Below are 24,887 nucleotides of genomic sequence, written 5' to 3' on the forward strand. Positions count from 1 at the left end.
ACACGACGCCGACCGCCGGGTTTAACGCACCGCCACCCCAAGGAGCGGGTATGTCAGCGCTGCGAGAGGCGTTACGAGACCTCCCCGATGCCGTGTTTGCGGACGTACTCGAATCCGAAGACGCGTACCTGTTCGTCCTCGACCTGCCGGGCGTCGATGCCGGGACCCTCGACGTCAGCGTCGAGGGCGGGCGACTCATCATCGAGGGACAGCGCACCAAAGAGGTCCCCCGGGAGTTCCGGTTCGTCCGCGAGGACCGGTCCGTGTTTCTCGACGTCGAGCTCCCGCTCCCGCCGGACGCCACCGGCCGCGGGGCCGAGGGTACCGTCGAGCGCGGCGTCCTCGAGCTCCGGCTCCCGAAGGCATCGTCCGCGCCGAGCACCACGATTCCCATCGACGAGGCCTGACATCGGGGTGCCCTGTCGGTGAACTTCCGCGCCTACTGGCGATTCTTCGTCGTCGCCCGCCAGTTCCTCCCGCTGTTGCTGGCGTACGCCCGCGACCGCAAGCGGTTCGTGCTGTTCGGGTCGTCCCGGCAGGTGACACCCGAGCAGCGTCGCGCCCGCGCACAGTCGCTGCTCGACTCGCTGCTCACCCTCGGACCGACGTTCATCAAGCTCGGACAGCTGCTCTCGACGCGCCCGGACGTCCTCCCGCCCGAGTACATCGACGAGTTCTCGAAGCTCCAGGACCGGGTGCCACCCGCCGCCTGGGCCGAGGCGAAGGTCGTCCTGGAGGAGGACCTCGGCCCGATCGAGGAGCGCTTCGACGAGTTCGAGACGGAGGCGATAAGCGGGGCGTCGCTCGGACAGGTGTACCGGGCGTCCGTCGACGGCGACCCGGTCGCGGTGAAGATTCGCCGCCCCGGCATCGAGGACCTGGTCGAGGCCGACCTCCGGGTCATCAAGTGGTCGCTCCCGATAATCATGTACTTCGTCGGCGAGGCCCGGTCGTTCTCCCTGGAGACGCTGGCCGACGAGTTCAGCAAGACCATCCGCGAGGAGATGGACTACGAGCGAGAGGCCCGCATGCTCACCGAGATACGGGGGAACTTCCTCGAGAACGACCGCATCCGCATCCCCACCGTGCGGGACTCCCACTCGACCCGGCGGGTGCTGACCATGGAGTACGTCCCCGGGACGAAGATTAACGACCTCGACGACCTGGACGAACGGGGCATCGACCGCACCGAGCTCGCAGAGACGCTCCAACGGTCGTACCTCCAGATGATAATCGACGACGGCGTCTTCCACGCCGACCCCCACCCGGGCAACCTCGCGGTCCAGGACGACGGGACGCTCGTCTTCTACGACTTCGGGATGTCCGGCCGTGTCGACCCGTTCGTCCAGGACAAGATCGTCGACTTCTACGCGGCGGTGGCCGACCAGAACATCGACGCCATCCTCGACGCCCTCATCGAGATGGGTACCCTCTCGCCGGAGGCCGACCGGCAGGTGATGGGCGACGTGATGGAACTGGCCATCGCCGACGCCCGCGGGGAGGACATCGAGCAGTACCGCGTCCAGCAGATCGTCCAGCAGGTCGAGGACACCATCTACGAGTTCCCCCTTCGCCTGCCCTCGAACCTGGCGCTCGTCTTGCGGGTCGCGACGGTCGTCGAGGGAGTCTGTGTGACGCTGGACCCGGACTTCGACTTCATCGAGGTCGCGACGGGGTACCTCCAGTCGCAGGGCTTCATCGCCGCCGGCGCCCGGAGTTTCGTCGAAGACCGGGCCCGGGAGGTCCAGGATGCCACGCGGTCGGCGGTCCGCATCCCGCCGAAGCTCGAGTCGGTGCTGGACCGCGTCGAGCGCGAGGACCTGGTCGTCAGGGCCGACATCGAGGACTCCGACCGCCTGCTCGAGCGGATGACCAAACGGCTCATCCTGGGCATGTTGCTCGCGAGCACGCTGTTCTCGACGGCGTTCCTCTATGCCGAGTCGACCCAGCTCGTCGCGGCCGTCGCCGGTGCCGTCGTCCTGGCGCTCGTCGCGGGCCTGTGGTGGTCGTTCCGGACGAAGAAGGGCGTGCGAGCCAAGCCCCAGTTCACCCGCCAGAGCATGCGCGAACGGGAGGTGGAGCCCTCCGGGGGGCTCGCGACCTCGTTCGACGACGAGGGCGGCGACGGGTCCTGAACGGGCCCGACGGCCGCGCTTGCGCCATTCCAAACCGTTTATACCGGCACGGGAGCAATCCCGCCGTATGGCAAAAGAGCAGACCGAGGTTCGTGAACTCGACGAGGGCAGCTACGTGATGATCGAGGACACCCCGTGCAAGATAGACTCCTACAGCACGGCAAAGCCCGGCAAACACGGCAGCGCGAAGGCCCGCATCGACGCCCGTGGCGTCTTCGACAAGAAAAAGCGGTCGCTGTCCCAGCCCGTCGACGCGAAGGTGTGGGTCCCCATCATCACCCGAAAGCAGGGCCAGGTCGTCTCGACGGACGGCGACGACGCCCAGGTGATGGACCTGGACACATACGAGACGTTCACCATGCGCCAGCCCGAGGACGTCGACCTCCAGCCCGACGACGAGATCGAGTACTTAGAGTACGAGGACCAGCGCCTCATCACCCGGTCGTAAGGATGTTCCCCGGCGCTGGCGCGGCGCGCGAGAACGCCCGGTACGCGCTCGTGGGCGCGCCCCTCGACGCCTCCACGTCGTTCCGGCCCGGGGCCCGTTTTGGCCCGCGCCGCGTCCGCCAGTTCGCCGAGCAGTTCGACGACTACGACCGCCACACCGGCCAGCACTTCACGAAACTGGCCGTCTACGACCACGGCGACGTCGGCCCGACGGCCGACACCGCGGAGTACCTCACGTTCCTGGAGAGCGCCCTCGGGGAGTTCGACCGCGAGGGCGCGACGCCGCTGCTGGTCGGCGGCGAACACACCGTCTCCGTCGCCGGCGTACGCGCGCTCGACCCGGACGTGTTCGTCTGTCTCGACGCCCACCTCGACCTGCGGGCGTCCTACGCCGGCGACGTGTACTCGCACGCGACGGTGACCCATCACGCACTGGAGGTCGCGGACCGCGCCGTCGTACTGGGTGCCCGGACCGGGTCCGAGGCCGAGTGGGATCGGGCCACAGAGAGCGACGTGACCGTCGTCCCGCCCGAGGACGTGGCCGACTGGACGCCCGACATCGAGGGCGAGCGGGCCTACCTCTCGGTCGACGTCGACGCGGCCGACCCCGGGTTCGCACCGGGGACCGGGACGCCGGAGCCGTTCGGCCTCGACCCCACCGAGATGCACGACGTCGTCCGGGCGGTTGCGCCCCACGCCGTCGGGTTCGACGTCGTCGAGGTCAACGACAGGGACGACGGCCAGGCGGCGACGCTGGCCGCGAAGCTCCTGCGGGCGTTCGTCTTCGCCCACGCGGCGTAGATACATTCGGGACCGGACTGCTACATACACCGATATAGCCCTGTTAGCAACTGTTTTACGCGGGTCCGGTGTGTGACCAGGTACCGAGGATGGGAAGGGCACTGCACTGTACGGCCTGTCGGCTCCGGAGCGCGTACAACCGGGCCGTGGTCGACGTCGTCCGCGACGAGGCCATCGGCTGTCTCTGTACGAACTGCATCGCGACCTTCTTCGGGAAGTCGCTCGACCGGTACGAGCAGGACGACGGTGGCTGTGTCCTCTGTGACCGCGACGGGTTCATGGCCCTCCCCAAGTGGGAAGCCGTGACCGTCCAGGTCGACGGCGACGTCCACATCCACGGTGTGGACTTCGACGTGACGCCCGAGACGCCGCGGCTCTGTGACCATCACCTCCACGACCTGTGTGACGAGCGGGTGCGCGACGACCTGCCCGACCCCGCGCCCGGGACGCCCTGAAACCACCTGGGGCCGTTTTATTAGGGGCGACGGAATAGACCGACCATGGACCGTCTCTCGTCGTGTTACTTCTGTGGCGTCGCCCACGACGTATCGCTCTCCGAGTATCCGGTCGTACCCAAGCAGCTCCACCCGAGCGAGCAGACCCAGCAGACCGTCGTCCTCTGTTCGACCTGCCGCCGGAAGCTCGCCACCGTCGTCGAGACCGTCGTCACGGCGGCCCGAGAAGACCAGGGCCCCCGGGAAACAGCGGCGACCGGCGACGCGGAAACGGCCGACGGGGACGTGAGCGGTCTCGTCGACGAGTCGGGCCTCGACCCACAGCCGGAGTCGACGGTAGTCCACGATGCGAACGAGACCCCGGTCGAGGAGAGTCCCGAGAGCGACACGGATGCGGTGGCGCCGGCCGAAGACCCGCCGACCGCGAGCGCGGCGGAATCGGGTGACGGTGCCGGGGCCGACGAGCGCGGCTCGGGCGCCGACGTGGCAGGTGCCACGCCGGCGGACCGCGAGGCGGACGCGGACGAGCCCGACCCACCGGCCTCGAGCGACGAGGACGACGGGCAGCCGGCCCTCACCAGACTGGAGTACAGCAAGGTGATGCGCCTGCTCCAGAATCGCCCGTTCCCGGTCGACCGGGCCGAGATTCGCGAGGTGGCGGTCAACGCCTACGACATCGACCCCGAGCAGTTCGACGCCATCACCGAGGCGGCGATAGAGCGGGGCCTCATCGGCGAGGAGGACGGGCAGTTCGTCAGCACGGAGTGAGAAAAGCATACCAGCGGGGGGCCTGAACCCCCGTCTATGAACGCAGGCGACATCGCGGCACGACTCGACGACCGACTGGACATCGACGCCTACGCCGACGTCGACGCGAGTCCGAACGGCCTGCAGGTCGGACCGGCGACGCAACCGGTCGAGACCGTCGCGTTCGCCGTCGACGCGGCCGTCGAGACCATCGACCGCGCGAGCGACGCGGGCGCGGACCTGCTCGTGACCCACCACGGCATCGTCTGGGGCGGCATAGATCGGGTCACGGGGACCCACTACCGGCGGGTCGCGCCGCTCGTCGACGACGACCTGGCGCTGTACGTCGCCCACCTCCCGCTGGACGGCCACCAGACGCTCGGGAACGCCGCCGGCCTCGCGGACCTGCTGGACCTGGACAACCGCGCCCCGTTCGGGACGATGGGCGGCGTCTACATCGGCCAGCAGGGTCGGCTGACCGAGCCGGCCACCGTCGCCGACCTGGCCTCGACCCTGGACGACGCGCTCGACACCGGCGGGCGGGACGTGCGCGTGCTCGATTTCGGCCCGACGACGGTCGAGGACGTCGCCGTCGTCACCGGCAGCGGCGTCGACTGGCTCGACGAGGCCGTCGAGGCCGGCGCGGACGCGCTTGTCACCGGCGAAGGCAAACAGCAGGTCTACCACGAGGCCCGCGAGGCGGGCATCAACGTCGTGCTGGCGGGCCACTACGCCACGGAGACGTTCGGCGTCCGCTCGCTGGAGTCGCTCGTCGGGGAGTGGGGACTCGAGACCACGTTCGTCGACTGCCCGACAGGGCTTTAGCCGGGGCGAGCGAGGCCACGACCGTGCACGAGTCGCCGGCCTACGAGGCTATCGAGGGACACGACGACCTCCTCGCGTGGTCACGGACCTACTGCCGCGAGGTCCGCCGCGAGTGGGGCGTCGACGTTCGGTTCGACCTCGTCGACTGGGAGGTCTCGACGCGGGCCAAGCGGCGGGCGGCGGCTGTCAAGCGACCGAAGCTCCCCGACGCGACGGTCGGCGAGCCCTACGACTGGGAGGCGGTCGAGGGGGCCGACGGGCGGCCCCTCCCCTGCACGGTGTCGCTGACCTGGGCGGCCTTCGAGTCGTTCGACCGGGCGGAGTGGGAGGCGACGCTGCGTCACGAACTCGTCCACGTCGAGCAGTACCAGCGCGACGGGACGACCGACCACGGCGCGGCCTTCCGGGCGCGCGCGGCGGACCTGGAGACCGACGTCACCTGTCCGGCCTTCTCGGAGCCGAAGTACGTCCTCACCTGCGAGTCCTGTGGCGACCTGGTCGCCAGACGCTACCGGGACTGCAAGCTCGTCCGGGAGCGAGCGCGGTACCGCTCTGACTGCTGTGGGGCGGCGCTCGAACTGGCCTGACCGGCCCGGGTCTGGGCTCGAACCACGACGTTCAAGCCCACGGACGGACCAGGGAGGCACAATGACCGACCACGAGGACCGCGAGACGTTCAGCCACGACCCCATCGGCCACGCGGAGGTCCGAGCGGGCATGACCGTCGGCGACCTCGCCGAGAGCTACGGCGAGGCCGGCATCGGCGCGAGCGACCTCCACGAGGCCGTCGACGTCTACAGCGAGATGCTCGCCGATGACGTGACCACCTTCTTCGGCCTGGCCGGGGCGATGGTGCCGACGGGGATGCGCGCCATCGTCAGCGAACTCATCAGGGACGGCCACGTCGACGTGCTGGTGACGACGGGGGCGAACCTGACCCACGACACCATCGAGGCCATCGGCGGCAAGCACCACCACGGCGAGGTCACGCCCGAAGGCCGGACCGAACGGGAACACGACGAGACGCTGCGCGACGAGGGCGTCGACCGCATCTACAACGTCTACCTGCCCCAGGAGCACTTCGCGCTGTTCGAGAGCCACCTCCGCGAGGAGGTGTTCCCGGTCCTCGAATCCGAAGGCACCGTCTCCATCCAGCGCATGACCGAGGCGATGGGACGGGCCAACAGCGAGGTCAACGAGCGCGAGGCCGTCGCCGAGGACGACGGCGTGCTGGCCGCGGCATACGAGAACGACGTCCCGGTGTACTGCCCGGCGTTCCAGGACTCCGTGCTGGGCCTGCAGGCGTGGATGTACTCCCAGACCAGCGAGTTCACCGTCGACGCGCTGGCCGACATGACCCAGATCACGGACATCGCCTACGAGGCCGACAGCGCGGGGGCGATGGTCGTCGGCGGCGGCGTCCCGAAGAACTACGTCCTCCAGACGATGCTGGTGTCGCCGGACGCCTACGACTACGCGGTGCAGTTGACGATGGACCCCTCCAGCACCGGCGGGCTCTCCGGCGCGACGCTGGACGAGGCGCGCTCGTGGGGCAAACTCGAGAAAGACGCCCGGAACGTCTCGGTGTACGCCGACGCCACCATCACCCTGCCGCTCGTCGTCGCCGCGGCCCGCGAACGAACCGGGCTGTAGAGACGGACGCTCCGGCGACGACCGAGCGCTGCCCGTGAGAGCGCGTCATAGAACCGTCCTCACGGGACCTGGTTCATCGATAGTCGATCGATTACCCGGCCAGCAAGGTTGCGTATGTACTGCGCCGATCGCTCAGCGGTCCCCCGCTATTTCCGGAGGCTCAGGTCTGTAGGTCTGTGCCATCGGTACCGCCCGAGCCACCCAGATACTGCACCGCTACATACAGGAATCCGCCAACGAGTGCCCCGAGAACTGCGATGTACACCGACAATAGCAGTTGCTGGGCAACGAAGTACCCCCAGAGGAGTACAGCGACCATGAACATGCCGACGATGGCAAGTGCTACGTTTCGACTCGGCGTATCGGAGGGCATGGGACTAGATTATTGGATGTAAGCAATCGTGATATGTTTTCTGTCTATGTCGAACGCGGGCTGATGGTCGATACGGGGTCGGGAACGGTTCGACGACACGCTGCGGGGACGAATCGGCCCGAGAGACATCGTGGAACCTGCCGACACGCACAACACGAGAGAGCAGTGAGCGACACGATCCACGTCAGCCACGTCCACCGCGCTTCCCTCCGCAACGGCGACGGGAGCCAGGCCGGTGCCGTGGTCGTCTTCGAGACAGACTGACCGGGCGACGTCGGCCCGTGTGTTTGCGACGCACACCCGCTCTCGATGCCTTTGACAACGTTTTAGCCACCGATGCCGCTCTAGACGCCCAATGAGCTACAAGATCGGACTCGTCGGCAAGCCCTCCGTCGGCAAGTCCACGTTCTTCAACGCCGCGACGATGAACGACGTGCCCGAGGGCGCGTATCCGTTCACCACAATCGACCCCGCAGTTGGCGAGGCGTACGTCCGCGTGGACTGTGCCGCCCCGGAGTTCGAACACACCTGTACACCCAACCACGGCTACTGTGCCGACGGCGTCCGGTTCGTCCCGACGAAACTCGTCGACGTGGCCGGCCTCGTTCCCGGTGCCCACGAGGGCAAGGGCCTGGGCAACCAGTTCCTCACCGACCTCAACGAGGCCGACGTGCTCGTCCACGTCGTCGACTTCACCGGCGAGACGGACCTCGAGGGCGAACCGACCGCGGACCACGACCCTCGCGACGACATCGACTTCCTCGAGAACGAACTCGACATGTGGTACCTCGACATCCTGGAGAAGGGCATCGAGCGGTACCGCTCGGGCTACCACGGCGAGGAGAAGGCCATCGAGGCGGACCTCGCCGAGCAGATGTCGGCGTTCAAGATCAACGAAGACGAGATCAAGCAGGTCGTGCTCTCGCTTGCCCTCGAACTCGACCCGGAGACGTGGGACGACGACGACCGGCAGGCGCTGGCCCGCGAGATCCGCATCCGGACCAAGCCGATGCTGGTGGCGGCCAACAAGATGGACACCGCGGCCGCCCAGGCAAACTGGGACGAGATAACCGCGGACCCGGCGTACGATCACCTCACCTTCGTCCCGGTGTCGGCCCACGCCGAGAAGGCGCTCAAGAACGGCGACGAGCAGGGCGTCCTCGACTATCGCCCCGGCGACGACGACTTCGAGGTTACCGCCGACCTCCCCGCCGAGAAGGAGCGCGGGCTCGAACAGATCCGCGAGTTCGTCGCCGACTTCGACGGCACGGGCGTCCAGCAAACCCTGGAGACGGCGCTGTTCGAGGAGCTGTCGGCCATCGCCGTCTTCCCCGGCGCGCGCAAGCCCCAGGACGACGGGACCTTCCTCCAGGACTGTTTCGTCCTGTCCGACGGGTCGACCGCAGAGGACTTCGCGTACTTCCTGCACTCGGACATCGGCGACGGCTTCCTGCACGCCCACGACGTCCGCTCGGGCCGGCAGGTCGGCGCCGACGCCGAGCTGGACCACCGCGACGTCATCGAGATCACGACGACGAACTGACCGGGCCGCTCACCCGTCGAGTGCCGGGAGCGCGCGGCCCGCGAGGACGACGACGACGCCACCGGCCGCGAGCAACGCGAGGCCCGGGAGGAACGACGCCGTCAGGTCGCGCCCCGTCCCGACGAGCACCGGCCCGAGGAAGCCACCGACCTCGCCGACGGCAAAGACCAGGCCGACGGCGAGGCCCGTGCGAGCGCGCCCGATGCCCTCGAGTTCCGGTGGGATGACGCGCACGAGCGGCGCGAGGCCGCCGACCCCCAGGCCCGTCGCGACGACGCCGGCGGTCAGGACGAGCCCGGTTCCGGCGGCGGCGACCGTGCCGACGCCGACCAGGATGCCGCCGCCACACACCAGGATGGCGTCGCGGCGATGGCCCGTCCGGTCCGTGACGGCCGGGACGAGCAGCACGCCCGCGGCGTTCGCGGCGACGAGGAGCGCGGTCGACCGGCCCGCACGCCCGGGGGCCGCGCCGCGGGCCTCCAGAATCGTGGGCAACCAGCCCTGCATCCCGTGGACGACGAGGAGGTACATGGTCCCGACGGCGACGACGAGCAGCAGGTCCCGGTGCCGGAGGATGATCGCCAGGTCACGCCGCATCGAGTCGAGGGAGAACGACGTCTCGCCCGAACCACGACCCGGCGTCGGCCCGACCACCGCTACGGCACCCAGGACGGCGGCGTAGCCCAGTGCGAAGAGGCCGGTGTAGTAAAAGAGCGGTCGCCAACCGCCCAGCGCCGGGCCGAGAATCGGCCGGCCGACGGCGAACGCACTCGCCGTCCCGGCCGAGGCGCCCAGCAGGTACACCGACGAGGGGAGGCCGGTCCGGCCGCTCGGGAACAGGGTCGAGACGAGCTTGGGGAGGCCGAAGGTGACGCCGGTGCCGCCGACGCCCAGCACCACCGTGAACGCGAGCATTGCGGGGAATCCCGTCGCGGCGCTCCGGCCCAGCTGGGCGACACCGACGAGAGCGACGCTGACCGCCAGCCCGTTGAACGGGCCCACGCGGTCGACGACGACGCCGGAGAACAGTGCGACGGGGACGTACGTCAGCGGGACGGCGCCCGCGAGCAACCCCGCCTGCGCGCCGGTCAGGCCGAACGCCTCGATGAGCGTCGAGAGGTACGCCGGCAGCGAGAACCAGGCGAACATCAGGCAGGTGTAGCCCAGCGTCGCGGCCAGCAAGAGCGCGTAGGGCGGTCCGCCTGCGGTCCGGTCGCTACCCATCACCAGGGACGCCCACCGCCGGACGTAAGCCGCTGTCCATTCGCCGGCCTCAGACGTCCACTGGACAGCCGTTTATCTCGCCGCCGCGCATCCCCTCGGCCAGCCAGTACACCGACAGCGTCAGCACGACCAGTGCCAGCAGCGCGAACTCCAGCCCGTCCAGCGGCAGGAAGAGCAGCGACGTCGACACGCCCAGCAGCGACAGCAGGCCCAGCAACACCGCCGAGCCACAGGCCGCACACCCCGCACCGAGCGTCCCCAGGAGCAGGCCCGCGGCCCCGGCGCCCCCCTGCTGGACGTCCAGCCCGTGTTCCCGGAAGTGATAGGCCGCGAGAGCGACGTCGACGCCGGCCAGCAGCGCGACGACCACCAGCAAGAGGCCCTGTGCCGGGTGGAACGAGGTGCCGACGAAGGGGTACAGTTCGGTCAGCACGACCAGGCGACTCGAGAGGGAAAGCGACCCGCTCACGACGAGGTCCAAGACGAGCGTGACGTTGAGCGAGACGACGAACACTGTCAGCGCGACGACGGCGGCCACGACGGCCACGCCGGCGTACGCCGGCAGCGTCAGGACGAGCCGGGCAGTCCGGGCCATCAGTCGCCAGTCGTCGCGCCGGGTCGGAAGCCGTATCGCTCGCCGCGTCGCCCCCATCAGCCTGCCTCCCCCAGCGCCTCGGCGATGACCTCGTAGCTGATGCTCCCGTTGACCTTCGTCACGAAGTTGCCGTCGCGAAAGAGCAGGACGATGGGCGTCGTCTGCCCGAGACCCGCGTCCTCGGCGGCCTGGATGTCGGCCTGGACCTGCTCGTCGTAGGTCCGGTTCTCCGCGTCGGCCGCGACGGCCGCGCCGTCGAGATCGGTCTCGCCGTTCAGATAGTCGGCGGTCAGGTCCAGGACGTTGTCCCTGTCGAACTGCGAGCGCGTCGCGAAGTAGTGTTCCAGCAGCGACCAGAACGCCGACTCCTCCCGGGCGAACGTGGCCTCCAGTGCGTAGGTCGCGGGTTCGCCCCACGGAAAGACGACCGGGTAGGTGCGGACGACGTAGGCCCCCAGCCCCGGGTCGACGAGGTTCGAGCGCATCTGCGGGACGGTGTTCTCGTGGAAGGCGGCACAGCGCTCACAGGACGGGTCCTCGAACGCGAGGACGACGTGGCCACCCAGGTCCCCCTGTCGTGGCTGGGCCTCGAGGTCCGCTGCAGCAGGGTGGTCCTCGATGGACTCCCCCGTCGTCTCGCTGCCCCCACAACCCGCGAGTCCGGCGACGGCACTCGCGCCCGCGAGCCCCAGGAACCGACGTCGCTTCATACCCGTCCGGAGGTTCTCCCGCGGTTTATCGTTTGTTCCCCTGTGCGCGATGGACAACCGTCTTGGCACGGGGGCGTCTACCCCCGCCCGGCCGATGACGAACCTGCAGGGCCGAGGCCGGGTGACTCCCGGTCGGTGACGAGCCCTATGAGTGCCGAGGCCGCTATTTTTGACGGTAGATGGCGTCTCTGAGGGAATCTGGTTGTGGCCGCAGTAGACATAGGCCCCAGTCAAATCTTCGTCGGACGGGTAGACACGGATTTAAGAAGGTTGCCGAGCAATCGTACTGTATGGCCGCCGAAATCTCCGACCGGGTTCGAGAAATCGCCGAGGCTCGCGGCCTTCCCGAATCCGAGGTATTCGAGCGGGCTCTCGAACGCGGGCTCGAAGACCTGTGGGAGGAACTCGTGCTCGCACGGTACCTCGACGGAGATCTCGATCGCGAGGAAGCAATCGAACGGGTCGGTCGGACGAAAGTCGAGCGAGCGGAGCGAGAGCGTGAGGTCGTCGAGGAAGACGTCGACTGGGGCCTGAACGCGTGACGTTCGCGGCTGTCTCGGACGCAGGACCGCTCATTCACCTCGCCGAGATTGATTCGCTCGAACTGCTCGCGACGTTTGACACCCTCCTCGTTCCAGAGACGGTTTACGAGGAAGTCGACGCCGGTGGCGTTCCGGATGGATTGGCCGGGCTCTCATACGAACTCGTCGAAGCCGACGAACGTCGAGTCGGAACTGAAGAGATGGACCCAGGAGAACGCGCCGCGCTAGCAGTCGCGAGAGAGCACGAGGGCGTTCTTCTGACGGACGACCTCGCCGCCCGAGAGGCAGCATCCGACGCGGATGTCGAGGTACGCGGTTCTGTCGGCGTCATCGCTCTCGGTTACGGCCGCGGATTGCTCGACAGGGACGAAGCGGCATCGCGGCTGCGAGCACTCCAGCGTGAGACGAGTCTCTTCGTGACCGACGCGGTCGTGGAGCGGGGCATCCGGCTGCTGGACGAGTAGTAACAGAACGAGTACCGTCTATAGACGCGCTAAACACAGTCACTATGGATAGATCGTGAGCCGTGAATGCCGAGGCCCCCGTATTCCTCGGGCAGACGGCGTCTCTTGGGGCATCCAGCTGTGGCCACAGTAGACATAGGCCCCGGTCAGTTCAGCCTCCGCTCGCCGTGTCGAACTGGAGGCAGTTAGTCGACCGAGAGAACGCGCTCCAAACAGCAGCCGAAGATTGATTAACGCGTATATCCGAGTATACGATACATGAGTAAATCGGTTCGTATCTCCGAGGAGTTCCACGAGTACGTGAAGGCTCACAAGCGCGAAAACGAGACGATGGAAGAGACGCTCCGCCGGCTCATCGGGGGACCACATCCCGAGGATGTCGCAGGGATACTCTCGTCAGAAACGGCGATGGCAATGCGAGACCGTCTCGAAAACAAGCGCAAGACCGATGCCGAAGAGAAACACAAACTCCGGGAGCGGTTTGAGTGATCCTCGATACGTCGTTCCTGATCGACCTCTTCGACGGTCGCGAGGAGGCGTTCGAGAAAGGCAACGAACTCACGGAGACGAAGACCGTTCAGCGGGTTCCATCACCGGTCGTCATGGAGCTCTCGTACGGTGCCGAGTTCGGCGATGAAGACGAACGGAGAAACGTCAGAAACGCGCTCCGGATGTATCCAGTCGTCGAACAGAACGAGACGATAGCTCATCGCGCCGGACAATTGCTCGCACGGGCCGACCAGCAAGCCGACGGTGAAAGCAGCATCGATAAAGTCGATCCGATGGTCGCAGCAGTCTCTGACGTCTACGACGAACCTGTCCTCACCGACAACGTCGGAGACTTCACCGCGCTCGGAGTCGACGTCGAGACGTACTGAGACGTGGATAGATTGTGAGTCGTGGATGCCGAGGCCGTTTCCTCGTGGATCACCGTCCGGGTTGCCTTGAGCAGTCTGAGACGGCCGTCAGCATTGCGACCCGGGGGCGGCCGAGAGACGATTACTCCGCTCAGGGCACGTACCAGATGCCCCGCTCTTCGTCCAGCACCGACCCGACGACGACGTGCGGGAACGCGACGATGCTGATGAAGATGCTCCAGAACGCCACCGCCCCGGGCAGCAGGCCAGCACCGGCCAGCGGATTCGGGACGGTCCAGTAGACGGCCGCCAGCACGGTGAACGTCGCCAGCGCGCCGGCGATGAGTACGCCCCAGGCGCGCAGGGCCACGGTGGCGGCGTCGGCCCCGCCCAGCAGGTCCCAGTCGGCGTCGCCGACGGGGTCGGCGTCGATAGTCTGGGTCCGGGCGACCTGCCGTGCGGAGTACCAGAACGGGAAGTACAGGCCCACTGCCACGAGGACGGGCACGGCGGCGAAGAAGCCGGCCAGGAGGAGCGACTCGCCGGCGTCGACGAGCCACGACCGGCCGCCGCCGCGGACGTACCCGAGTGCCACGTGGGCCACCAGCGCCGCGCCGTAGCCGGCGCCCGCGAGCAGGCGGGTGGTATCGAAGTACTGGGTGTACGGTGCCAGCGCCCCCTGGTCGACCAGCCCCACCATCAGCGAGCTGAACGTGTGGAAGGTGTCGGGCCAGAAAAAGAGGGGGACGAGCATGACCGCCCCACCCCGGACCGCCGCCGCGAGGTACCGCTGGGGGCGAGTGCGCAGGTGGTCGCTCCCGGTCGTGGCGTCCATCACCTTGACACCGCTGAGGCCGCCTTTCGCCATGGCGACGACCAGCGCGAGTCCCAGGCCGGCGACGGGGGCCACCAGCAACAGCCCCACGAAGCCGGCGATGGCGGTCACGTAGAGACCGACGTACCGCCAGCGGAAGGTGGGCCGACGCCGGCGGAGGTTCTCGAAGTGCTCGTACCCCCCGTGGGGGAGGTTCAGCGCCACCATCCCGACGAGGTACACCACCATCTGGGCGCGCAACGGAACGGTGACGCCGACGGCCCGGGCGACGAGGAAGGCGACGGCGAGGACGGCGAGGGTCGCCCGGGAGAGCGTCAGCGACGGATGTGCGTCAGCGCGTCGGTGCCATCGGTCGAGGAACCCCTGGGTGAGCGCACTCATCGGCCGTGTGTTATGGACACACGCCTGATAAACGACCCCCCGAATCCCGCACACTGAAAACGCGGGTTACCCTCTCAAGGCACCGGTCCTGACGCCATGCGTATGGCGAACGGGCTCTCCGCGGACTCGAGGGTGACAGTCGTCGGGGGCGGCTTCGGCGGTCTGTCGGCGGCCGCGTACCTCGCACGGGCCGGCGCCGACGTGACCCTGCTCGAACAGCACGACCGGGTGGGCGGCCACGCGGGCGTCCTCGAACGGGACGGGTTCCGCTTCGACACCGGGCCGTCCTGGTACCTGATGCCCGACGTCTTCGAGCGCTTCTTCGCCCACTTCGACCGCGACCCCGGCGAGTACTACGAGCTGGAGCGACTGGACCCGCAGTACCGGGTCCACTGGAAGGACGGCGACTCGGTGACGGTCCGGCCGGACCGCCAGCAGGTCCGCGAGATCTTCGAGTCCTACGAGGACGGCGCCGGCGAGGCCCTCGAGGAGTACCTCGAGACGGCCGCACGGAACTACGACCTGGCAATGGACCGCGTGGTCTACGAGGGCCGCGAGCGGTTCCGTGACTACGTCGACACAGACCTCCTGCCGCTGGCACCCCGTCTGCGTCTGTTCGGGAACATGGACGACTACGTCAGCCGCTACGTCGAGCACCCGAAACTCCGGCAGTTGCTCGAGTACACCCTGGTCTTCCTCGGCGGGTCCCCGCACAACACGCCGGCGCTGTACAGCATCATGAGCCACGTCGACCTGAACCTCAACGTCTTCTACCCGACGGGGGGCATCGCCGGCGTCGTCGACGCGCTCGCGACGCTGTGCCGCGAGGAGGGCGTGACCATCGAGACGGGCGTCACCGTCGAGGGCATAGACGGGTCGACCGGTGAGTTCACGCTCTCGACCGACGCCGACGAGCGGACGACGGATCTCGTGGTCAGCAACGCCAATCCCGCGTACACCGAGCGCGAACTGCTCTCCCGGGCGGACCGCGACCACGACCCCGGATACTGGGACGACCGGACCTACGCACCCTCGGCGTTCATGCTCTACCTCGGCGTCGAGGGGGACATAGCGCCCCTGGAACACCACACGCTGGTCCTCCCGACCGACTGGGACGCCCACTTCGAGTCCATCTTCGAGTCGCCGCGCTGGCCCGACGACCCGGCGTACTACCTCTCGGTCACGTCCAAGACCGACGACACCGTCGCGCCCGACGGCCACCACGCCGTCGTCGTCCTCGTGCCCATCGCGCCCGGCCTGGACGACAGCCCCCAGGTCCGGGCGCGCGTCCGCGAGCAGGTGCTCGAGGACCTGGCGGACCACGCCGGCGTCGACCTGCGCGACCGCATCGTCGTCGAGGAGTCGGCCTGCGTCAGCGAGTTCGCAGCGCGCTACGGCGACCCCCAGGGGACGGCGCTGGGCCTGGCCCACACCCTGTTCCAGACCGGGCCGCTCCGGCCTGGTCACCGCGCGGGGCTGGACGGGCTCTACTACACCGGCGCCTACACCACGCCGGGCATCGGGATGCCGATGTGCCTCATCAGCGGCGAGCACACCGCCGACGCCGTCCTCGAGGACCACCCCGAACTCGTCGTGGACCCCGCCGCCGTCCCCGGTCGCTGACCGGACGGTCGTGGTTACTCGACCGCTATCGCGGGTGGATGGGGTGTTACAACGGGCTCAGTCCCAGAGGAAACACCTCGATGTCGGCTCGGTTCCGAACCTGAAGCCGGCTGTCGGCGAGGACGGCAGCAATCCGGCCCCGGATGCCCTGTCGACGCAGACGGCTCCGAGACGAAGGGCGACGAGGGCGCCTTTGTGTGCCGTCAATGGCGTGTCCCGCCCTCAGTCGTCTTCAGGTGGCGGTGTGGAAGAAGACCTGTTGAGCTGTCCGGTCGTGGCGCCACTCCAGTCGAACTTGCGCTGGAAGTACAGGGCCACGTTGACCAACGCCAGCAGGACGGGAACCTCGATCAGCGGGCCGACGACGGTCGTGAACGCGACGCCGGAGCCGACGCCGAACACCGCGACGGCGACCGCGATGGCGAGTTCGAAGTTGTTCGAGGCGGCGGTGAACCCGATAGCCGTCGTCGTCGAGTAGTCCGCGCCGATGCCCCTGCCCATCCCGAAGCTCACGAGGAACATCACGACGAAGTAGATCGTCAGCGGGATGGCGATCAGGATCACGTCACCGGGCGAGGCGACGATGTTCTCGCCCTGCGTGGCGAACATCACGATGACCGTAAACAGCAACGCGACGAGCGTGAGTGGGTCGATCTTCGGGACCAGGGTTTCGTCATACCACGCCTCGCTTTTCGCTCGCGTGCCGACGTACCGCGTGAGGAACCCGCCGACGAACGGGATGCCGAGGAAGATAACGATCGCCTCAAACACCTGCATCGGGGTCACGTCGAACGTCTCGATGCCCGCGACGAGTGTTTCCATCCCGAGCAGCGGCGGGAGGAATAGCCCGAAGAACCAGACGTAGACCCCATACGTGATGATCTGAAAGAGGCTGTTGAACGCCACCAGCCCGGTGACGTACTCGGTCGAGCCCTCTGCAAGTTCGTTCCAGACGAGCACCATCGCGATACAGCGGGCCATTCCGATGAACACGAGACCGAGGAAGAACTCTGGGCGAGCAGGCAGGCCGGGCACGAGCCCGCTGAAGAAGATCACGGCGAGTCCGAACATGAGCGTCGGGCCGATCAACCAGTTCTGAACGAGGCTCAGCCCGAGGACGCGCCAGTTGCTGAACACCGCCCGCAGCTGGGAGTAATCGGCCTTCGCGAGTGGCGGGTACATCATCGCGATGAGCCCGATCTCGACGAGGTGCAGGTTCTGAATCGGCCGGGTTACCGACGGGGCGACGAATCCGAGTCCCACGCCGACGGCCATCGCCCCGATGATCCAGACGGTGAGATACTTATCGAGGAAGTCCATCGACCGCGGGTCGCCACAGCTTTGACACTCGCAGTTCGGGCCGTGGTCGTGGGCGTCGACGTTACTCATCGACGACCTCCGGCTTTCGAGCGGTGATTGTCGCAGAGACGAGGAACTCGCTTACGTCGTAGTCGTCGTCCCAGTCACGGATGAACTCGTCACTGTCGTCTCTCGGTGCGATCTGCACCGATTCGAAGCCCGTGTCGGTGAGTTCCGTCTCGAGTCGGTCGACGGTCGACGCGCCGGCGACACAGGATGTCACGGCGTCCGGATCGGCGCGGAGTTCGTGTGGCACCGCAGCAGTCAGTACGACGTCCGAGATCGCGAGTCGCCCACCGGGACGGAGAACGCGAAACGCCTCGTCGAACACCTGGGGTTTGTCGGACGAGAGATTCACGACGCAGTTCGAGATAATCACGTCGATACTCCCGTCCGAAACCGGGAGATGTTCGATCTCGCCGAGGCGGAACTCGACGTTTCCGGCGTCGTTCTGTCTGGCGTTTGCACGCGCTTTCTCGATCATCTCGGGTGTCATATCCACGCCGATCACACGACCCGTCTCGCCGACTGCCTGGGCCGCGAGGAAGCAGTCGAAGCCCGCACCCGAGCCGAGGTCAAGTACCGATTCGCCTGCCTCGAGCGACGCGATCGCCCGAGGATTCCCACACCCGAGCCCCAGGTTCGCGTCGCCGGCGACACTCTCGAGCTCGGTCTCAGAGTAACCGAGTCGGCGGGCCGTCTCGTCAGCGGGAGCCGTCGTCGCTGCGGGACTGCAACAGGAATCGTCGCTCGAACAGCAGCCACGCTCCGCGTTTCCCCTTTCGGCAGCAATGCTGGCGTACCGTTCCCGGACGACCGTCCGTTGGGCCGCTGCGTCGAGCCCAGACGCCGTCGAGGAGTCGCTCGTTTCAGGCACCCGTGGTCACCTCCTGTTCGATTTCGTCGAAGAGGGCACTCACACGGTCGCGGATCTCGTCCCGGATGTCTCTGACTCGGTCGGGGTCTTTCCCGTCGGGATCGTCCAGCGCCCAGTCACGGATGTCGACGTCGGAGTCCTCGGCTTCGAGTTCGAGCGTCGAACAGCCCATCGTTGCGACGTAGTCACACGACTCGAGTTCGGCCGTCGAGATCTCCTGTGGTACGCGATTCGAGAGATCGAAGCCGTCCGCCTGCATCACCTCGACGACGACGTCGTGAACGTGGTCGGCGGGATGGGTGCCGCCGGTGAGAATCTCGACGTCGTCGTCGAGACCGCGACGCTCTCGCTCTCGTTCGGCGTACGCAGTCGACATCTGTGACCGGCCGGCGTTCTGGACACACATGAACGCCACGCGAACTGGTGTGTCGCTCATCGATCACCCTCACGCGTCTCGTCGAGGGCCCGCAGAACCGCCTCGGCCCGGTCGGTCGTCTCGTAGTACCGCCAGGTCCCGTCTTTTCGTCGGGTGACGAGCCCGGCGTCGTAGAGGTCCGAGAGGGCGTGACTGATCGCGCTGTCGCTGACGTCGAAGATCGGGTTGATCTCGCAGACACACAGTTCCCGGTCCGCGGTCTGCAGCAATCGGACGATGTTGTATCGCGTATCGTTCCCTAACGTCTTCAGCGCGGTCAGATCGGCGTCAGGGTCGGTCGGTGTCCCCGATTGAAACGAGCGCAGCGACGCGAGCCGTTCCTCGATATCGGCCTCACAGCACCCACCGCTTTCCTCGGTGATGAGGCGTTCGAGCCGTTCCGTTTGCGAGCTCATGGATGAGTGATTGAACAGTCTCTCATATATGTCTGTCGAGACAGCGAAGACGGGTCGGGTGCGCGATGCGCCCATCCAGAACAGTCTCCGCGATAGCAGCAGCACCGAGGCAGCCAGTCACGACGGCTGAACCGCTGGACTGGAGCATTCAGTGACCCGGGGACGGACACCAGTCCGTGTACACGGCGAGCGCGGGGCAGCGAGGGGGACTGTTAACTGTCGCCCCGCCGAATCGGGGCCGTGGCGCAGAAACTCATCATCGACACGGACACCGCCGTCGACGACGCCCTGGCCGTCCTCATGGCCCTCTGTGCGGGGTCGGTCACCGTCGAGGCGCTGACGGTCGTCGCCGGCAACGTCGAGTTCGAGTACGAGGTCGAGAACGTCAAGTACACGCTCGACCTCGCCGGACGAGCCGAGTCCGTGCCGGTCTACGAGGGAGCGCGCCGGCCGCTCGTGAAGGACCTCGGCCACGCGACCCACGTCCACGGCGAGGGCGGACTCGGCGGCGACCTGCGCCCGGAGACCGGCATCCCGTCGGCCGACGAGCACGCCGTCGACGCGATCGTCGACGCCGCCCGGGCGTCGCCCGGCGAGGTGAGTCTCGCCTGTCTCGGCCCGCTGACGAACGTCGCGCTCGCGCTCCGGCGGGAACCGTCCCTGGGCGACCTGCTGGACGAGGTCGTCGTGATGGGCGGTGCCGTGAACACGCTGGGCAACGAGACACCGGCCGCGGAGTTCAACTTCTGGGCCGACCCCGACGCCGCGAAGGTCGCCCTGCGCGAGCTCGACGTGACCCTCGTCGACTGGGGCCTCACGACGCGGGCTGGCGTCATCGAGGGGACGGCCATAGAGCGCATCGCGGACGCCGAGACGGCCTACGCCGACTTCTTCTCGACCATCACCGCGCACGGACGCGCGTTCGCGCGCGAGCAACGCGGTGTCGACGGCGTCACGTTGCCGGACCCCCTGGCGATGGCCTGCCTGTTACAGCCGGACCTGGTGACCGCGGACGGGACCTACTTCGTCGACGTCGACGAGCGCGAGGGGATGACGCGCGGGTACAGCCTCGTGGACGAACACGGCGTCACCGACGGCGACCCTCGGACGCGCGTGGTCGAAGCGGTCGACGAGCGGCAGTTCGAGCGGATGGTTCTCGACACGCTCCTGCACGGCGACCCCGAACGGTCGCTGTAGGCCGTGGGTCCGCGGCCGTTCCGGGAGCGGGTGGGCACGGCGAGGCGGCCCGGAAACGTGGCGTCCACCTCAGACAGGACACCTGCCCGCGGCCGGGCCGTACCCGAGACTGCGTGACGACAGACTCCGCCGAGGCGAACGGTACGCTCACGGACACGCCCCACCGCCGAGCGAACGACCGTACGACCTCGCCCGTACAGTCGTCCTAACGGGCGAGCGGTGCACGACCGACCCACACGGCGAGTCCGGCGTGGCGAGCAGCGTGCGACGGCGACCGGTCGCCCCGGTGGAGGGACGACTGATGTTGCAGGTACGCCTGGGCGCCGCGCCGCTCGGCGGCGGCGCCGACCTGTTTTAAGATATCGGCGAGCCAATTGGACCGTATGGACCTGGTGCAATATCTCGACGAGGTCGAACCGGTCACGATGGTGCTGGTGGGATTCGTGCTGTTCGTGATTCCCGAGCCGGCAACCTCCTCGCTCGGCCTGGGACTGATGGCGCTGGGCGGCGCGTGGTGGTTCTACGAGTGGAACCGCTAGTTACCAGTCGAACGCCTCGTGGATCGCCCGGCCCGCCTCGTTGCACAGCGGGCCGAAGACGTCGGTGACGCCCGCGAGGATGGCCGCGGACCGGACCGGCGCGCCCTGGCCGGTGAACTCGCCGATCTCGTCGCCCCCGACGCTGTAGACGACCCGACCGAGCTCCGCGTGGCGGATGCCGCCGGCACACATCGGGCAGGGCTCCGTGCTCGTATACAGCACCGTCTCGGCGCGTTCGGAGGGCGTCAACTCGCGGATGGCGCGCGTCGCGAGCGTGAGTTCCGGATGGGCACGGACGTCGTCCTCGGTGACGACGCGGTTGGCGGCCTCCATCACGACCTCGTCGTCGCGGACGAGCACCGACCCGAAGGGTCGGTCGCCGCGCGCGGCGGCCTCGCGGGCGAGCGTGAACGCGCGCTCGAGGTGCGATTCGTGGTCGAACGTGTCGACTGCGCTGGCCATACCCACAGGACAGGGCCGGGAGGGGTATAGCCTCGGGCGGTGGCCGGTCGGACAGCGTCACAGCTTCGTGAGCGACGCCTCCGCCGGTGGCTCGAGTTCGGCGAGTTCGTAGAGGCGGCCGTCCTTGCGGAAGGCGAGCACGAGCGCGTCGACGTCGCCTGCCTCGGCGACGCGCAGGTAGGCGTGGTCGGATGGCGGGTCCTGTCCCATGGCATCTCGTCCACACGCCGACACCGAAGTTATGATACACCTTCTTCCGTTGTCATGAGTGACATTCGGGGGCGGGAACGGGATGCCCGCCTACAGGTCGACGGTGGCGAGGTCGGCTTCGAGGTCGTCGACGTGGTCGTTGTACGCGCACACGAAGTCGCGGAACCGGGGCACGTACTCGCGGATGTCCGCCGCGCTGGGGTGGTCGTACTGGGAGACGAGGTAGACGCCGCTGGACCCGCCGACACGGAGATAGGCGACGCCGTCGCGGTCCCACTTCAGCTCCCAGCGGGTGCCCGCGACCCGCGTCGTGAAGGTGCCGTAGTCGCCGCCCTCGTAGCGCTGGAGCTGACCGGCGATGCGGTCACAGACCTCCCGGACGCGGTCCAGCACCCGGTCGCGTTCGGCCACCACGCCGTCGACCGACTCGACCGCCGGGAAGTCCGTCGAGACGTCGTCGAGGACCCCGCTGAGCGAGCGCACGTAGTCGTTGAACCCGGCCACGAACGCGCCGTAGTCGACGAGCGCGTCGGCCAGGGCCGCCGGGTCCGGCGGGCGCTTGGTCGAGACGACGTACGTCTCCGCGCCGCGGCCGGGGTCGAACCGGAGGTACTCCAGGTCGCCGCCCTCGTATTTGATCGTCCACTCGCCCCGGTCTGTTTCGACGGTCCGCTGGCCGTAGTCCCCGCCCTCGAGGCGGGCGAGCTCGTAGGCGATGCGCCCGGCGTGGTCGCGAACCGCGGCCAGGACCTCGTCGCGGTGCTCGGCGATGGCGTCGGTCTCCGTCGGGTCGACTGGTGGCCACTCGGTCACGACTCCGGGGAGCACCGCGACGGACATAACGGGCCCGGTGTCGCCCTCGCTCACCCGTCTTCGAGCAGGGCGTCGTCGCCGTGGCGCTCGCGAAGCGCCTCGAAGTACTCGCGCTGGGAGTCGAGGTTGGCCGTCGACTCGGCGTAGACGTCCGCAAAGAGGTCCGTGGGGTCGGGCGCGTAGTCGGAGGCCTTCTCGACGACGTCTTCGAGCGTGTCCTCGATGTCGGCGTCCATCGCCTCGAGGCTGGCGTCGTCGACGAGGCCGCGGTCCCGCAGGAACGCCTCGAAGCGGTCGAGCGGGTCGCGTTCGCGCCACCGCTGTACCTCTTCCTCGTCGCGGTACACATCGGGGTCGTCGGCGGTGGTGTGGGCGCCGAATCGGTACTGGACCGCCTCGATGAGGATCGGGCGGGCGGTGCCGGCCGGCGGGTCCAGCGCCCGTTCCCTGGCGGCCGTCGTGACGACGTACGTCGCCAGCGGATCCATCCCGTCGACCTGCACGCCGTCGAAGCCGTAGGCCGCGGCCTTCTGGGCGATGGTCTCGCTGGCGGTCTGGCGCTCGCGGGGGACCGAGATGGCCCACTGGTTGTTGTTGCAGACAAAGAGCGTCGGCGTGTCGAACGCCCCGGCGAAGTTCATCGCCTCATGGAAGTCCCCCTCGCTCGTGGCCCCGTCGCCGAAGTGGACGACGCCGACCCGGTCGTCCCCCCGGCGCTTCGCCGCCCAGGACCACCCGACAGCGTGGGGGATGTGTCCACCGATGGAGATGTTCAGCGGGAAGACGTCGATGGCCGCCAGCGCGGCGTTGCCCACCTCGTGGCCCATCCAGTAGAGGACGTACTCCCAGGGGAGGCCCCGGGCGACGAGCGCCCCGTGTTCCCGGTACTGGAAGAATATCGTGTCGTCGTCGGCCAGCGCGTACGTCGACCCGATCTGTGACCCCTCCTGCCCGGCGAGCGAGGCGTAGGTGCCGAGTCGCCCCTGGCGCTGGAGGCTGATCAGCCGCTCGTCGAGGCGGCGGGCGAAGCGCATGTCCCGGAGCATCTCGACCAGCGTCCCGTCGGACAGGTCGGGGACGAGTCCCGGGGCGACGACGTCGCCGTCCGCGTCGAGGACCTGCACCCGGTCGTCCGGCGCCCTATCGAGCACGTCGCCTGTCATTCGATACCAGTACCCTGGGGCGGTCGGTGTAAAAAGGTGTGTCCAGGCGTCGCGGTCACTCGAGCCACTCCAGGACCGTCCGCCGCCCTGCCCGCTGGTCGTCGGGCATCACCTCGAGGACGACGACGACGCCGTCGTAGTGGCACTCGAGCAGCTGGACTGTCGTCTCGAGGTCGATGTCGCCGCGGCCGATGGCGAGGCCGTCCCGTGTCCGGGTCCCGTCGGTGAGGTGGACGACCGGTATCCGGTCGCCGTAGGTCGTCAGGAGGCGCTCCAGCGCCTCGATGTAGGCCGCTTCGGCCGCATAGAGGTGGGCCGTATCGAGGACGAGTTCGTGGCCGAAGTCGAACAACTGGCGTTCGAGGTGGAAGACGCTCGCTCCGGGGTTGTTCTCGTAGCCGTGTGGCGCCTCGAACCCGTGGGCCTCGAGCTGGGGGATGTGCGTGTGCTGCGCGTACTGGCTGTGGACGACCAGGTAGGCGTCCAGTCGCGTCGCCAGGTCGTCCGCCCGGCGGAAGGCGTCGCCGTCTTCGGGCACCGCGTGGGGCGTGTGGACCGACGCGGCGTCGACCGGCGCCCGGTGTACTGTCGCGGCAGTCGCCCCGACGTCGGCGGGCATCGCCGGGAGGTACAGTTCGACCCTGTCGAACCCCCGGGCCGCCGCCGCGTCGAGCGCGTCGGGGTCGGGAGCGCACTTGCCGACGAGGTCCATGTTGTGTCACCCTGCGGGCGCGAAGGGGTTAACGGTCGGGGCCCGACCGACGGCCCGTGACCCGGGGATTCATCCGCCTCGCCCCCCTCTATCCGGCGATGACAGACCGGGTCGACGGGGACGGGCCGCCGCTGTTTACCCCACGGACGTCGCGCCGGATGACGCGGACCCACGCCGTCCTCTGGACGGTCGTCCTCCTGGCGACGTCGGCCGACGTCGTGCTGACGGTGGGGGCCTCGCGAACGGGTTCCGGGAGGGCAACGCCGTCGTCGCCGCCTCGCTGTCGGCATTCGGCCTCGGCGGCCTCTTCCTCGTGAAGTTCGCGGCGATGGTGTGGCTGGTCGCCGGGTGGGCGCTGCTCTCGGACCGCAACGCCGCGATATTCCTGGCGCTGTTCGCCGTCGTCACCCTCGCCGTCGTCGGCCACAACCTGACGGTCGTCGCTGGCCTGGCGGTGCCGTGGCTCGAGGGCGTCGTGTAACGGTTCGCTTATGTACCACCGGGTGAAATCACC

The 24,887-nt window shown here is 68.1% G+C and carries 33 protein-coding genes; 19 read left to right on the forward strand and 14 right to left on the reverse strand.

Annotation, left to right across the window (positions count from 1 at the left end):
- The first annotated feature begins 50 nt into the window (after positions 1 to 50).
- From P1K88_RS15455 to P1K88_RS15495, 9 genes are all read left to right on the forward strand, one after another.
- On the forward strand, positions 51 to 407 hold the full coding sequence (locus tag P1K88_RS15455; protein ID WP_276411117.1) for an Hsp20/alpha crystallin family protein: 357 nt from the start codon (positions 51 to 53) through the stop codon (positions 405 to 407).
- An 18-nt stretch (positions 408 to 425) separates the two neighbouring features.
- Positions 426 to 2,135 carry an ABC1 kinase family protein gene (locus P1K88_RS15460; protein WP_276411118.1) on the forward strand — a complete coding sequence of 570 codons (1,710 nt, stop codon included), beginning with the start codon at positions 426 to 428 and terminating at the stop codon, positions 2,133 to 2,135.
- 67 nt (positions 2,136 to 2,202) lie between these two features.
- Entirely contained in the window at positions 2,203 to 2,583 is a 381-nt protein-coding gene (locus P1K88_RS15465) for a translation initiation factor IF-5A (protein WP_276411119.1), read from the forward strand.
- A 2-nt stretch (positions 2,584 to 2,585) separates the two neighbouring features.
- On the forward strand, positions 2,586 to 3,383 hold the full coding sequence (gene speB, locus P1K88_RS15470; RefSeq protein WP_276411120.1) for an agmatinase: 798 nt from the start codon (positions 2,586 to 2,588) through the stop codon (positions 3,381 to 3,383).
- A gap of 89 nt (positions 3,384 to 3,472) precedes the next feature.
- A complete protein-coding gene (locus tag P1K88_RS15475; RefSeq protein WP_276411121.1) occupies positions 3,473 to 3,838 on the forward strand; it encodes a hypothetical protein in 366 nt (121 codons plus the stop codon).
- A 45-nt stretch (positions 3,839 to 3,883) separates the two neighbouring features.
- Complete coding sequence (locus P1K88_RS15480; protein ID WP_276411122.1) at positions 3,884 to 4,606, forward strand: prolipoprotein diacylglyceryl transferase; 723 nt, start codon at positions 3,884 to 3,886, stop codon at positions 4,604 to 4,606.
- A 36-nt stretch (positions 4,607 to 4,642) separates the two neighbouring features.
- Positions 4,643 to 5,410 carry a Nif3-like dinuclear metal center hexameric protein gene (locus P1K88_RS15485; RefSeq protein ID WP_276411123.1) on the forward strand — a complete coding sequence of 256 codons (768 nt, stop codon included), beginning with the start codon at positions 4,643 to 4,645 and terminating at the stop codon, positions 5,408 to 5,410.
- 23 nt (positions 5,411 to 5,433) lie between these two features.
- Positions 5,434 to 5,997 carry a SprT family zinc-dependent metalloprotease gene (locus P1K88_RS15490; protein ID WP_276411124.1) on the forward strand — a complete coding sequence of 188 codons (564 nt, stop codon included), beginning with the start codon at positions 5,434 to 5,436 and terminating at the stop codon, positions 5,995 to 5,997.
- Positions 5,998 to 6,058: 61 nt separating this feature from the next.
- Positions 6,059 to 7,063, forward strand: a complete 1,005-nt coding sequence (locus tag P1K88_RS15495) for a deoxyhypusine synthase (RefSeq protein ID WP_276411125.1) — start codon at positions 6,059 to 6,061, stop codon at positions 7,061 to 7,063.
- Between the two features lie 160 nt (positions 7,064 to 7,223).
- On the opposite strand, the gene P1K88_RS15500 is transcribed toward P1K88_RS15495, so the two are convergent.
- Positions 7,224 to 7,436 (reverse strand): hypothetical protein, encoded by a 213-nt coding sequence (locus P1K88_RS15500; RefSeq protein ID WP_276411126.1) that lies wholly within the window; start codon positions 7,434 to 7,436, stop codon positions 7,224 to 7,226.
- A gap of 355 nt (positions 7,437 to 7,791) precedes the next feature.
- On the opposite strand from P1K88_RS15500, the gene P1K88_RS15505 reads away from it, so the two are divergent.
- The gene (locus P1K88_RS15505; protein ID WP_276411127.1) at positions 7,792 to 8,979 is read left to right on the forward strand and encodes a redox-regulated ATPase YchF; all 1,188 of its coding nucleotides are present in this window, start codon (positions 7,792 to 7,794) and stop codon (positions 8,977 to 8,979) included.
- Positions 8,980 to 8,988: 9 nt separating this feature from the next.
- On the opposite strand, the gene P1K88_RS15510 is transcribed toward P1K88_RS15505, so the two are convergent.
- Genes P1K88_RS15510 through P1K88_RS15520 form a run of 3 tightly spaced genes read right to left on the reverse strand, consistent with a single transcriptional unit; the run spans position 8,989 to position 11,508 of the window.
- Complete coding sequence (locus tag P1K88_RS15510) at positions 8,989 to 10,203, reverse strand: MFS transporter (RefSeq protein WP_276411128.1); 1,215 nt, start codon at positions 10,201 to 10,203, stop codon at positions 8,989 to 8,991.
- A 49-nt stretch (positions 10,204 to 10,252) separates the two neighbouring features.
- Positions 10,253 to 10,855, reverse strand: coding sequence for a hypothetical protein (locus P1K88_RS15515; RefSeq protein WP_276411129.1), 603 nt, complete (start codon positions 10,853 to 10,855; stop codon positions 10,253 to 10,255).
- On the reverse strand, positions 10,855 to 11,508 hold the full coding sequence (locus tag P1K88_RS15520; protein ID WP_276411130.1) for a DsbA family protein: 654 nt from the start codon (positions 11,506 to 11,508) through the stop codon (positions 10,855 to 10,857). Before P1K88_RS15520 ends, P1K88_RS15515 begins: the two co-directional genes overlap by 1 nt.
- A 290-nt stretch (positions 11,509 to 11,798) precedes the next feature.
- Here P1K88_RS15520 and P1K88_RS15525 point away from each other — a divergent pair, with 290 nt between their 5' ends.
- From P1K88_RS15525 to P1K88_RS15540, 4 genes are all read left to right on the forward strand, one after another.
- Positions 11,799 to 12,050 (forward strand): hypothetical protein, encoded by a 252-nt coding sequence (locus tag P1K88_RS15525; protein WP_276411131.1) that lies wholly within the window; start codon positions 11,799 to 11,801, stop codon positions 12,048 to 12,050.
- Positions 12,047 to 12,514, forward strand: coding sequence for a PIN domain-containing protein (locus P1K88_RS15530; RefSeq protein WP_276411132.1), 468 nt, complete (start codon positions 12,047 to 12,049; stop codon positions 12,512 to 12,514). Before P1K88_RS15525 ends, P1K88_RS15530 begins: the two co-directional genes overlap by 4 nt.
- Before the next feature lie 258 nt (positions 12,515 to 12,772).
- On the forward strand, positions 12,773 to 13,003 hold the full coding sequence (locus tag P1K88_RS15535; protein ID WP_276411133.1) for a hypothetical protein: 231 nt from the start codon (positions 12,773 to 12,775) through the stop codon (positions 13,001 to 13,003).
- A complete protein-coding gene (locus P1K88_RS15540; RefSeq protein WP_276411134.1) occupies positions 13,000 to 13,392 on the forward strand; it encodes a PIN domain-containing protein in 393 nt (130 codons plus the stop codon). Before P1K88_RS15535 ends, P1K88_RS15540 begins: the two co-directional genes overlap by 4 nt.
- A 130-nt stretch (positions 13,393 to 13,522) precedes the next feature.
- On the opposite strand, the gene P1K88_RS15545 is transcribed toward P1K88_RS15540, so the two are convergent.
- Positions 13,523 to 14,587: a Brp/Blh family beta-carotene 15,15'-dioxygenase gene (locus P1K88_RS15545; RefSeq protein WP_276411135.1), complete on the reverse strand. Its 1,065-nt coding sequence runs from the start codon at positions 14,585 to 14,587 to the stop codon at positions 13,523 to 13,525.
- 102 nt (positions 14,588 to 14,689) lie between these two features.
- Here P1K88_RS15545 and P1K88_RS15550 point away from each other — a divergent pair, with 102 nt between their 5' ends.
- On the forward strand, positions 14,690 to 16,210 hold the full coding sequence (locus P1K88_RS15550) for a phytoene desaturase family protein (RefSeq protein WP_276411136.1): 1,521 nt from the start codon (positions 14,690 to 14,692) through the stop codon (positions 16,208 to 16,210).
- Between the two features lie 222 nt (positions 16,211 to 16,432).
- On the opposite strand, the gene arsB is transcribed toward P1K88_RS15550, so the two are convergent.
- From arsB to P1K88_RS15570, 4 genes are read right to left on the reverse strand one after another with little or no spacing between them, the layout of a single operon-like run.
- Positions 16,433 to 17,599: an ACR3 family arsenite efflux transporter gene (gene arsB / locus P1K88_RS15555; RefSeq protein WP_276411137.1), complete on the reverse strand. Its 1,167-nt coding sequence runs from the start codon at positions 17,597 to 17,599 to the stop codon at positions 16,433 to 16,435.
- Positions 17,592 to 18,446: an arsenite methyltransferase gene (arsM, locus tag P1K88_RS15560; protein ID WP_276411138.1), complete on the reverse strand. Its 855-nt coding sequence runs from the start codon at positions 18,444 to 18,446 to the stop codon at positions 17,592 to 17,594. The genes arsB and arsM overlap by 8 nt, the downstream gene beginning before the upstream one ends.
- On the reverse strand, positions 18,439 to 18,882 hold the full coding sequence (locus P1K88_RS15565; RefSeq protein ID WP_276411139.1) for an arsenate reductase/protein-tyrosine-phosphatase family protein: 444 nt from the start codon (positions 18,880 to 18,882) through the stop codon (positions 18,439 to 18,441). The genes arsM and P1K88_RS15565 overlap by 8 nt, the downstream gene beginning before the upstream one ends.
- Positions 18,879 to 19,277: an ArsR/SmtB family transcription factor gene (locus P1K88_RS15570; RefSeq protein ID WP_276411140.1), complete on the reverse strand. Its 399-nt coding sequence runs from the start codon at positions 19,275 to 19,277 to the stop codon at positions 18,879 to 18,881. The genes P1K88_RS15565 and P1K88_RS15570 overlap by 4 nt, the downstream gene beginning before the upstream one ends.
- Before the next feature lie 240 nt (positions 19,278 to 19,517).
- On the opposite strand from P1K88_RS15570, the gene P1K88_RS15575 reads away from it, so the two are divergent.
- Positions 19,518 to 20,474 carry a nucleoside hydrolase gene (locus P1K88_RS15575; protein WP_276411141.1) on the forward strand — a complete coding sequence of 319 codons (957 nt, stop codon included), beginning with the start codon at positions 19,518 to 19,520 and terminating at the stop codon, positions 20,472 to 20,474.
- Positions 20,475 to 20,857: 383 nt separating this feature from the next.
- Positions 20,858 to 21,013 carry a hypothetical protein gene (locus tag P1K88_RS15580; RefSeq protein ID WP_276411142.1) on the forward strand — a complete coding sequence of 52 codons (156 nt, stop codon included), beginning with the start codon at positions 20,858 to 20,860 and terminating at the stop codon, positions 21,011 to 21,013.
- Here P1K88_RS15580 and P1K88_RS15585 read toward each other — a convergent pair whose 3' ends face one another.
- The 5 genes from P1K88_RS15585 to P1K88_RS15605 all read right to left on the reverse strand — a co-directional run bounded on the left by P1K88_RS15585 (position 21,014) and on the right by P1K88_RS15605 (position 24,373).
- Entirely contained in the window at positions 21,014 to 21,475 is a 462-nt protein-coding gene (locus tag P1K88_RS15585) for a nucleoside deaminase (RefSeq protein WP_276411143.1), read from the reverse strand.
- A 57-nt stretch (positions 21,476 to 21,532) separates the two neighbouring features.
- Entirely contained in the window at positions 21,533 to 21,685 is a 153-nt protein-coding gene (locus tag P1K88_RS15590; protein ID WP_276411144.1) for a hypothetical protein, read from the reverse strand.
- A gap of 90 nt (positions 21,686 to 21,775) precedes the next feature.
- Positions 21,776 to 22,498: a profilin-fold protein gene (locus tag P1K88_RS15595; protein WP_276411145.1), complete on the reverse strand. Its 723-nt coding sequence runs from the start codon at positions 22,496 to 22,498 to the stop codon at positions 21,776 to 21,778.
- Between the two features lie 50 nt (positions 22,499 to 22,548).
- Positions 22,549 to 23,661, reverse strand: coding sequence for a pyruvate dehydrogenase (acetyl-transferring) E1 component subunit alpha (gene pdhA / locus P1K88_RS15600; RefSeq protein ID WP_276411146.1), 1,113 nt, complete (start codon positions 23,659 to 23,661; stop codon positions 22,549 to 22,551).
- 55 nt (positions 23,662 to 23,716) lie between these two features.
- Positions 23,717 to 24,373, reverse strand: coding sequence for a sugar phosphate isomerase/epimerase family protein (locus P1K88_RS15605; RefSeq protein WP_276411147.1), 657 nt, complete (start codon positions 24,371 to 24,373; stop codon positions 23,717 to 23,719).
- Between the two features lie 98 nt (positions 24,374 to 24,471).
- Here P1K88_RS15605 and P1K88_RS18500 point away from each other — a divergent pair, with 98 nt between their 5' ends.
- Together P1K88_RS18500 and P1K88_RS18505 are read left to right on the forward strand one after the other, a co-directional pair.
- A complete protein-coding gene (locus tag P1K88_RS18500) occupies positions 24,472 to 24,690 on the forward strand; it encodes a hypothetical protein (RefSeq protein ID WP_379786717.1) in 219 nt (72 codons plus the stop codon).
- Positions 24,691 to 24,701: 11 nt separating this feature from the next.
- A complete protein-coding gene (locus P1K88_RS18505; RefSeq protein ID WP_419181077.1) occupies positions 24,702 to 24,854 on the forward strand; it encodes a hypothetical protein in 153 nt (50 codons plus the stop codon).
- Positions 24,855 to 24,887 lie beyond the last annotated feature (33 nt).

It is taken from the genome of Haloarcula halobia (assembly GCF_029338255.1).
GTDB classification, from domain to species: Archaea; Halobacteriota; Halobacteria; order Halobacteriales; family Haloarculaceae; genus Haloarcula; species Haloarcula halobia.